The sequence below is a fragment of the Citricoccus alkalitolerans genome (assembly GCF_039528175.1).
Lineage (GTDB): Bacteria > Actinomycetota > Actinomycetes > Actinomycetales > Micrococcaceae > Citricoccus > Citricoccus alkalitolerans.
In genome coordinates this window covers 690,967-699,440 of the sequence record NZ_BAAALH010000001.1, presented here as the reverse complement: position 1 = coordinate 699,440, position 8,474 = coordinate 690,967, and the positions used below count along the sequence as shown (strand labels likewise).

Annotated in this window: 6 protein-coding genes and 1 pseudogene; 2 read left to right on the top strand and 5 right to left on the bottom strand. The window is 62.6% G+C overall.

The window, feature by feature from the left end; genetic code table 11:
- Positions 1 to 18 precede the first annotated feature (18 nt).
- Positions 19 to 435, bottom strand: a complete 417-nt coding sequence (panD, locus tag ABD134_RS03075; RefSeq protein ID WP_344227637.1) for an aspartate 1-decarboxylase — start codon at positions 433 to 435, stop codon at positions 19 to 21.
- Positions 436 to 608: 173 nt separating this feature from the next.
- Here panD and ABD134_RS03070 point away from each other — a divergent pair, with 173 nt between their 5' ends.
- Positions 609 to 1,565 (top strand): SDR family NAD(P)-dependent oxidoreductase, encoded by a 957-nt coding sequence (locus ABD134_RS03070; protein WP_344226606.1) that lies wholly within the window; start codon positions 609 to 611, stop codon positions 1,563 to 1,565.
- 119 nt (positions 1,566 to 1,684) lie between these two features.
- Positions 1,685 to 2,851, top strand: coding sequence for a methyltransferase (locus tag ABD134_RS03065; RefSeq protein WP_344226604.1), 1,167 nt, complete (start codon positions 1,685 to 1,687; stop codon positions 2,849 to 2,851).
- A 9-nt stretch (positions 2,852 to 2,860) separates the two neighbouring features.
- Here ABD134_RS03065 and ABD134_RS03060 read toward each other — a convergent pair.
- The 4 genes and pseudogenes from ABD134_RS03060 to ABD134_RS03045 all read right to left on the bottom strand — a co-directional run bounded on the left by ABD134_RS03060 (position 2,861) and on the right by ABD134_RS03045 (position 8,421).
- Positions 2,861 to 3,445, bottom strand: a pseudogene (locus ABD134_RS03060) (DUF998 domain-containing protein).
- 368 nt (positions 3,446 to 3,813) lie between these two features.
- Complete coding sequence (locus ABD134_RS03055; RefSeq protein ID WP_344226602.1) at positions 3,814 to 5,754, bottom strand: DUF3732 domain-containing protein; 1,941 nt, start codon at positions 5,752 to 5,754, stop codon at positions 3,814 to 3,816.
- Between the two features lie 11 nt (positions 5,755 to 5,765).
- Entirely contained in the window at positions 5,766 to 6,269 is a 504-nt protein-coding gene (locus ABD134_RS03050; RefSeq protein WP_344226600.1) for a three component ABC system middle component, read from the bottom strand.
- The gene (locus ABD134_RS03045) at positions 6,253 to 8,421 is read right to left on the bottom strand and encodes an ABC-three component system protein (protein WP_344226598.1); all 2,169 of its coding nucleotides are present in this window, start codon (positions 8,419 to 8,421) and stop codon (positions 6,253 to 6,255) included. The genes ABD134_RS03050 and ABD134_RS03045 overlap by 17 nt, the downstream gene beginning before the upstream one ends.
- Positions 8,422 to 8,474: the final 53 nt, after the last annotated feature.

Genomic DNA, 8,474 nt, shown 5'->3' with positions numbered 1-8,474 from the left:
TAGGTCTGGGTCAGGAGGTCAGAGGGCCACGGCAAAGGGCGGGCGCTGCAGGTCCTCGGCGAGGGCCTCGGACGGGTCGGATCCGAGCTCCACGATCCGGTTGTCCGCGTCCACGTGGACGACAGTCGGCACGAAAGAACGGGCCTCGGCGGCCTCCATCTGGGCGTACGTGATGAGGATGACGGTGTCCCCCACGTCCACCAGGTGCGCCGCGGCGCCGTTGATGCCCAGCACCCCGGAACCGCGTTCACCGGCGATGGTGTAGGTCTCCAGCCGTGCCCCGTTGGTCACGTCCACGATGGCCACGAGCTCGCCGGGGAGGATGTCCGCGGCCTCGAGCAGGTCCTGGTCCACGGTCACGGAGCCGACGTAGTGCAGATCGGCGTGGGTCACGGTGGCCCGGTGGATCTTGGACTTGAACATGGTTCGGGTCATGGCCATGTGGCGTGCGTCCCTTCAGATGGCTGGTCTTCCCGTAGTGCCTACTTCAACGGTCAAGGTGCTTCCCGTATTCCGAAAGCAACCCCCTATACTAACCTGCTCGTCGTGCTCCCAGCCAGGGTTCCCGACTTCCGGACGCCTTCCCAGACCGCCGGTACCGTGTGACCATGGTCCAATTTCCCTCCACTTCTCCCTCCTCGTCTCCCTCCATCCAGACCGGTTCGGAGTTGCCGGACCAATCGGCGCGCACGTGGCTGGTGACGGGTGCGACCCACGGCATCGGCCTGGAGGTGGCCCGTACGGCCGCCCGGGCGGGGGCACGGCTGGTGATCCCGTGCCGTGATCGGGAACGGGGCCGTACCGTGGCGGGACAGCTGCGCCGGCTCGGAGCCGAAGTGGTGGAGGGCCACCTGGATCTGGCCGACCTGGCATCCGTCAGGAATTTCGCTGCCGGCCTGGACGAGCCCATTGTCGTCCTGGTCAACAACGCCGGCGCGGTCACCTCGCGTCGCCGCGAGACCACCGACGGTTTCGAGATGATCCTCGGCACCAACTTCCTGGGGCCCTTCGCCTTGACCAACCTGATCGCCGGACACCTCCGTGGGCGGGTGGTCATCGTCGGTTCGGGCGCACATCACAGCGGACGGGTCGATGCCGCTGACCCGCACTTCCGGCACCGCCGCTGGAGCATCGCGGCGGCCTATGCGCAGCCCAAGCTCTGCGACATGCTCTGGGCCCGCGCGCTCCAGAAACGGCTGGCCGATCAAGGATCCGCCCTCGACGTCCAGCTCGCCCGCCCCGGTTGGGCCGTCACCAACCTGCAGAATGCCACCGGCGTGCCCGTCCTCGACCGCGCCGTCACGGGCGTCTGCCGCCTGATCGGCCAGTCGGCAGCAGACGGATCGCTGCCGATACTGGAGGCCGCCGTGACCGGCCTGCCGCCCCTGACCTATTTCGGTCCCGACGGCTTCCGCCAGTGGCGGGGCAGCCCCGAAGCACAGCAGACCTCAGCACTGGCCCGCGACGACGCCGCGGCAGAGGCGATCTGGGACCTCGGGGTGCGCGAGACCGGCACCAATCTCTCGAGGGCCGGCCAGCAGACTCCCGGCGGGCGTCCTCGGTAGCATAGGGATGGTCCATGGCCGTGGTCGGTCAGTTCGTGCGCGGTGGCCCACAGGTGACGAGCCGCTACTGAACGAGGTTGATCTCCATCCTTCCGGAACCGATTGCTGACGCTCCCTCGTTGACCTGGCAACAGGCCGGGGTGACCGAATCCGCCACGTGGTGGTCTGCCAACGGCCGGCCGGCCCCCAAGAAGCTGGTCGTCGTCGATGACCGACTCACCACCGTCCAGGCCGTGAAGTACGCGGCCCAGGGCACCGCCATGCTGTGGCTGGGCGACTTCCACAACGCGAAGCAGATCCTCAGCGCGATCGATCGACGCCTGGCCAAGGGCCGAAGCGGCGAGGCGGCACGGCCCGTCATCGGCGATGCGGATGCCTTCTATCGCCTGCGCCAAGCCCGCGCCCAGCGATCGCGGATGATGTCCTTGATGCTGGTGCCGCTCGCATTCGACGCACTGGGCGGGTCGGCCAGGGTGCCTCTGCCCCGCGCCCCACAGGTCGGCCCCGCGGTCGAATTCGCCTACGCGCAGCAACCCGGCTTCGGCGAGAGCAACGCTGTGGTGAGTCTGCAGGAGCTGACCGGCGTCCAGAGCGCCTACCAGTGGTACTTGACCGGCATCGACATCCCCGCCGTGAACGGGAGGATCCATCCTCACTACGGCACGTTCCTGCCCACCCGCCACGAGTATGTCGACCTGGTGGCGCAGGCACCGCTGACCAATCGGGATGTGGCGTTCGATGTGGGCACCGGCACGGGACTACTGGCCGCTGTGCTCGTGAACCGTGGCGTGCAGAAGGTGGTGGGGACGGACCTCCACCAGCGTGCGGTGGACTGCGCGAACGACAACTTCGCCCGGCTGGGCATCCAAGACGCTGCCGCAGCTCAGCTGACCAGCATGTTCCCGGACGGACGGGCACCACTCATCGTCTGCAACCCCCCGTGGTTGCCGGGCAGCGCGGCGACCACCCTCGACGCGGCCGTGTACGACCCCGGCAGCACCATGCTGCTGCAGTTTCTGGTCGGACTACCGCACCACCTCACGGATGACGGCGAGGGCTGGTTGGTCCTCTCGGACCTGGCCGAGATCCTCGGACTGCGCAGTCGACAGCTGCTGCTGGACGCCATTGACCAGGCAGGCCTTGAGGTGATCGATCGGCTCGATACGACACCCCGCCATCAGCGAGCCACCGACCGCTCAGATCCTCTCCACGCCGCCCGTTCGCGGGAAGTCACCTCGCTGTGGAGGCTGCACACGAAGCGGCCGAGCAGTCCCCCGCTCGGATGAGCCACCGGCCTACAGCCCGAACACCACCGCCACCCAAAGCATCCCCGGGACAAGGAACGCCCGCTGGACGAGGCCTGTCCGCGGCGAGTCGTTCTCCCACGCTACCCCGAAGGCCACCATGGCTCGGATCAGCCAGAGGGCCACAACGCCGGAGGCAATCTTCCAGACCAGTTCCGGTATGACGAAGGCGGCCAGGGCTGCCGCCGCGGGCAATGCGAGGAACAGGATCATCCCGACACCATCGTGGAGTCGGTGCCAGATGCTCGTCGCCGGAGGATCGCCTTCTGGGGTGCCGGGTGGATATCCCCGGACCGGGTCCATCCGGAAGATCCCGGAGAGAAGCAGTCCGACCCCCACGACGGCCAGCGCGGTTCCCAAGGCCGGGGAGACATCAGAGACGGCCATCCCCACACCTCCCACGGCGACCGCAGCCCCACAGAGGATGAAGTTGAGGGTCTAGATCCAACCGCGGGCGCCCAGGGCGAGGGCACTGACCGGGTGCCGCACTGGAGAGTATCCCGGCCGGGCCCACCCTTCGAGGAGGAACACCGCCACGAACAACAGCGCTCCACCGACCCCGATCCAACCAGCCATGGTCACCTCCGAGATCCACCGGACGCCTGTGGATCTGTCCGGTACCACCCAGCACATCCGACATCACCGGGCCGGGACCAGTGCCATCGGTCATGGCCGTCAATCTGATACCCGACGATGGTGCCCATGAACCTGAAAGGGAGCCCGGCCCATGGCCGGGCTCCCTGCCTTCTGCCACTGTTGACTCAACTCAGGTGCAACCCATGTCTCGACTCATCACAAGGGTGGAAGGCCGCAATCACTGTAGGAGCATCGAGTCGCGGTAGGCGCTCACGAACGCGAAAGGGGCAGACGTCCTCTACTGTTCGCCTTCTCCACGGCTAAGTTCCTTCGGCCGCAGCCAGGTCCGGAGGGCAAGAGCACCTACATCATCCCGCCCCGTCTCCCAACCAGTCGGTGGGGATCAAGGCGACGCCATTGCGCCAGTTCTCGACAACCGCGTCTTGGAACCACTCGTCTGCGAGGTTCGCGTGGTCACACACGACCACCTGGAGGTCCCCGGTTAGCGTCGAGACGACATCCCGCATAAGCGTGAACTGTCTCCGTACTGCTTCCCAGTCAGCGTTCTCGTCGTCAGTAGCATCAACGACCTCTTCAGGAAAGAACGCCTGCGTCGGCTGATCGAACATGACGAATCGCGGAACAGGTCGATTGTTCGTCGCGAACCAGTGGTGGAGAGCAAGGTGTGCCACCAGGTGGTAGCCGACCCAATTCTCAGCGCTTCCCATACGCCCAAGCGGGACGCGGCCTCCAGGGCGCTGAACAGTTACGGTCAGGTCAATTGGGTCAAGACGCACGTAGTGCTCAGAACCCTCCAGTTGAAGGTAACGCGCATAGTCCGTCATCAGTTCAGACACCGAGTCGATGGCAGTGCGAAGAGCTGCGGCGGGATCGTCACGCTCGCTAATGTCCTCCAGCCGCGCGAGCTGTCCGCGGTACCGACGCTCAGCGTTTCGCAGGTTGGTGAGGTCGGCAGCGATATCGACACCCCTTTCGAGTTCCTGACTGACTCGGCCTTGGAGGAACGCAATTCGCTCTCGTCGTTCACGGCCTGCTGCGATCGCCGCTTCTTGTTGAGCTACGGCATCGAGCTCAACGACATTCTCGCGGAGTGCTCCCACGAGCGGGTCGCGGCTCGCCTCCACTCGTTCGATCGTCGCTTGGCGCCGAGACGAGACGCCCTTCGATGCTTCGAGGCGCGTCTCCAAGGCTTTCAGGAGCGATCGCAACTCAATGACGGTCTCGTCTGGGTGATCCAGACCTTGGTCGCAAAGCGGGCAGACACTCACATCTCCATCGATCAAGGCAGACTTGGGGACGAGCAGATCGAGCGCACGAAGCCTCTCCGCTTGGTACTGGGCTTCGGTCTGCGAGTCACCCTGTTCGCCTTGCAGCTTGCTAAGGAGTTCGAGTTGATCATCAACTTCACGGATTCGAGCCCGGATCGTTCGTCCTTCCTCCGCAAGTTCTCTCCTTCGGCGCGAGTCCTCCGACTCTTCGTCTGACGCGTTGTCAGACCGATACGCCAAGATGCTTTCCAGCATGGCGCGTATCCCTTCTCTGGCGCCAATTCCTGCATGACTGGGTAGGAGGTCAAGGCTGACCGCGGACTCGATCAGGTGGGTGACGCGGCTATCTTGTTGGTCGAGGTCTGCTTCGGCAGCGCGAATGCTGTTCTGAGTACGTTGCAGAGTCCTGCGTGTTGCAACAAGCTGGCGCCGTAGTGCACCTTGCTCGGGCGTCGCTGCACCTAGGAAATACGGGAGAGTGTCGCGAATCGTTGTTTTGATGTCGTTCTCCACCTGACGGTGAAAAAGCACGTCGCGACTAGCGATCTCTCCTTGGTTCTGGAAACAGTAGAAGAGCGCTTGTCGGACTGAGACGTTGAAGGGCTGTCTGAGTGATCCACCTTCCGGGTCAATGGTGAAGGACTCGATACGAAGACGTTCAGTAAGTGTGTCTTTTAGTACATCGGTATCGGCATTGACTTCGAGTTCGTCATACGTAGGCGCAGTGAGGTCGAGACCACCTGTGCGGACCATCGCGCGATGAGTGCTTGCACCTTCTGGGTTTGGTCGACAGATCAGAACGCGTTCGTTCGAGAACTCAACGATTACGTAGTACCAGGAGGCGTGATCGCTAATAACTCCAGTCGGGATGGTGACTGTGTTTCTTCCGAGACAATATTCGACGATGTCGAGTATCGCCGACTTACCGGTTTTCGACTTTCCAGTCAGAATATTCAGCGCACCCCGACGGAAATTGACGTCACGACGTCGCCCCGACTCATTAAATACACCAAGGGACACGATTTGCACTATCAGCCTCCGATTCCGAGTAGTTCGAACGCTAGGTGGGTTTCGACGGCGTTAAACCATTGTCCGCAAAAGCGTGCTGCCTTGACGGAATCGCTCAGTTCGGTCGGCCACTTTGATGTGGCGTTTTTCGGTCTAGCGAGCGCGACAAGGTTGGTGCCATCGAGCCCGAGCCGCTTGGAGCGGAGGCCGTGGCGGATGGCTCGTTTCGTTGGCAGCGCCATGTTCGCCACGCGGAACTCCATGTCCGCAAGCAGATCGTGATTTCGAACTGCCCAACGCGCGAGAGTGATTCGTCGATCACGGGGCAGGCTGTCTCGTGTCTGCGGGTGCAAAGTCAGCGGCAAGATCAGGTACGCAGCAGGCCACGCGAGGCCGGTGGTGCCGTTCTGTGCTTTCGCCCAACATGCATTGACGAGAAGTTCCGTAGTCAAAACGGTATTGAAGAGTGCCATAGCTTCGGGCGCGCGCGCCACAGGTGAAACCAGCGGCTCAGGTGGTTGAGACATGGCCAAGCATCTCCTCCAATCTCGACTCGAATTCGGGATGCCAGCCAATCCGATACCCCAACTCGCCATCGGCGAGTGCGTGAAACATTCCACGGTTGAACCACGGCTCGTCAAAGCGGTCGCGCAGACGGGCCCGCGACTCTCTCGCTACTTCTTCTAGAATCTCCTGGCCGACGACGTCATGGTCGGTCCGCCCTTCACGTCTCATGCTGGCCACTCGTGAGTCGAAGGTTTGTTCCCACTCGTCTTGGAGACGAAAGGCGAACCGGTCAAGTTCGGTCTCGGCCAGGAGTTGGTGGCGCAGCCAGAACGAGCGTTGAGTGAATGATCGGTGATAGTCCCGGATGGCTTTCCAAAGCCTGTTGTTCTCAAGCGCGATCCAGAGGAGTTGCTGCACGAACGGCCGGTCCTTGTATAGATCGGAAATCGACTCGTCATGCTCTTGCATGACAGCTGGGTCGATCGGCAAGGTGTCACTCTTGAGCTGGTCGGCGATCTCAGTAACCTGCACGATCAAGTCTTGACCGGTGACAGATTCCAGCGACCTGCTCAAAAGTCGCACCGATATCCCGGACCACCACCCTTTTAGGAGGTGGAGGAAGATCTCGTCTCGTCCGGTTGGAAATGCATACCGGAAGGTCCGGACCAAGTCACTGTCGATCTGAACTGCTGGTAGTGACCCATCATCAATGATGATGCGGTCCACCAACTCAACCCTTTTGTATTCGTCGAGGTCGATAAACTTCTGGCGCCACTTTTCGGTGGTCTTGCTCGTCGACTCTCTTGCGGCATCCAACAACTCATCAAGCGCAGCAGAAGTGTCGCGGCGCTCGCCGTCACGGAGACGGATTAGTCCCGACTCTTGATTGAGCTTCCGAGTGGTGACTAGGCGTAGCACGAGTTTGTCGGATGAAGGCAAGTCCATCCAGACATTCAGTGTTCGCCAGAGGTCGACTGTTGCAGCTGTGAGCGGACTGTCGCCTTGTGTGTGGTGCTTCGTTTGTAGAAGCTCATTGGGCGAACCTGCGCTGTCGAACTCGATATCATCCAATGCTTCTAGACGAAGCTGAGTTGCCGGCTCTGAAGTCGCGCGCTTCCCTAGTTCAACCAGTGCCCACATGCACTGATGTACGTATCCGAGGGCTTGGCCGGCCGCACTATGCGACGACTCTTGCGTCACGGCGCTCACCTCCTCGGGCACAATCCAGCAGTGGTCTGACCCTAGCGTCCCGAGGGTACGGACATTCCCCATTGGCTCGCGCAGCGGGCTGCAATTAACTACGCCACGGGTTCGAGACCCAACTCGGACCCCACTGGGACAAGAAATCCCGAACTCAGCGGGTCGGGTGGCGTAGTGCAAGCGTATCAGCGCCTTCGGACGCGCCTGCCCTTTCAGAGTTGCGCTAAAGCGTTCGTCCCAGCTCCTCACACCCGGCTCTATGCTCCGTGCGCGGGCTTCGGACGCGAGCGATGTCACGTGCTCGATCAAGGGCACTGCGGACGCGAGCGGCGTCGATATTCTGTGCAGTCGTCCCGGGTGCCATGCCCAGGGTGTCTCATCGGCGATGCCGTACCGGTCCCGGCGGCCGGCGACCGTGCGGGTATACCTCGGCCACGCTTGCGCTTCGTGCGGATCGTTCAGCGGCGCCCCCAATGGTCTCATCCAAACTTCCGCAGCGTCGCTTAGCACATCTGCGCGATCTTCGATCAGCCTCCGCCACTCTTCCAATACTTCCCGCATGTCGGCACTCATCGGACCATCCGCGTATGTGATGAGGCCGGCGATCAGGTGCGGCAACTTACGGGTGCGACCGGACCCCGCCGGGCGCGCAATGGTGCGAGGGACGCGGTAGTGAAAAACGGAGTCGATGTCGGCGGCCCCCGTGAAACCGCGCGCCGCGACGAGGCGAGGGAACAAACAGTTCAACTCAAGCAAGAACGATGCCTTCAAGCCCACTACGCCGAAGCGGTCCCGCTCGCCCTCCCGAAGAGCGAGCAGGACCGCATCCTGGGTGAACTCGACCAAATCAGACAGCTCGTGGATGCCCATCACCGCGAGTACACCGACGCCCGAGCCCGCCTCGACAACGCGCTGAATTTGATGGCCAACTGTGCTGACATCAAAAACCGGTGCGATGACTCCAACCGGCACCTATCCAACCAGGCGTTCTTCCCCAAGGTCTAAATAGCCGAAGACGACGAACT

Coding starts and splice junctions, on each gene's coding strand:
- ABD134_RS03050 (WP_344226600.1), bottom strand. CDS start 6,269: ATGTCTCAACCACCTGAGCCGCTGGTTTCACCTGTGGCGCGCGCGCCC.
- panD (WP_344227637.1), bottom strand. CDS start 435: ATGACCCGAACCATGTTCAAGTCCAAGATCCACCGGGCCACCGTGACC.
- ABD134_RS03070 (WP_344226606.1), top strand. CDS start 609: ATGGTCCAATTTCCCTCCACTTCTCCCTCCTCGTCTCCCTCCATCCAG.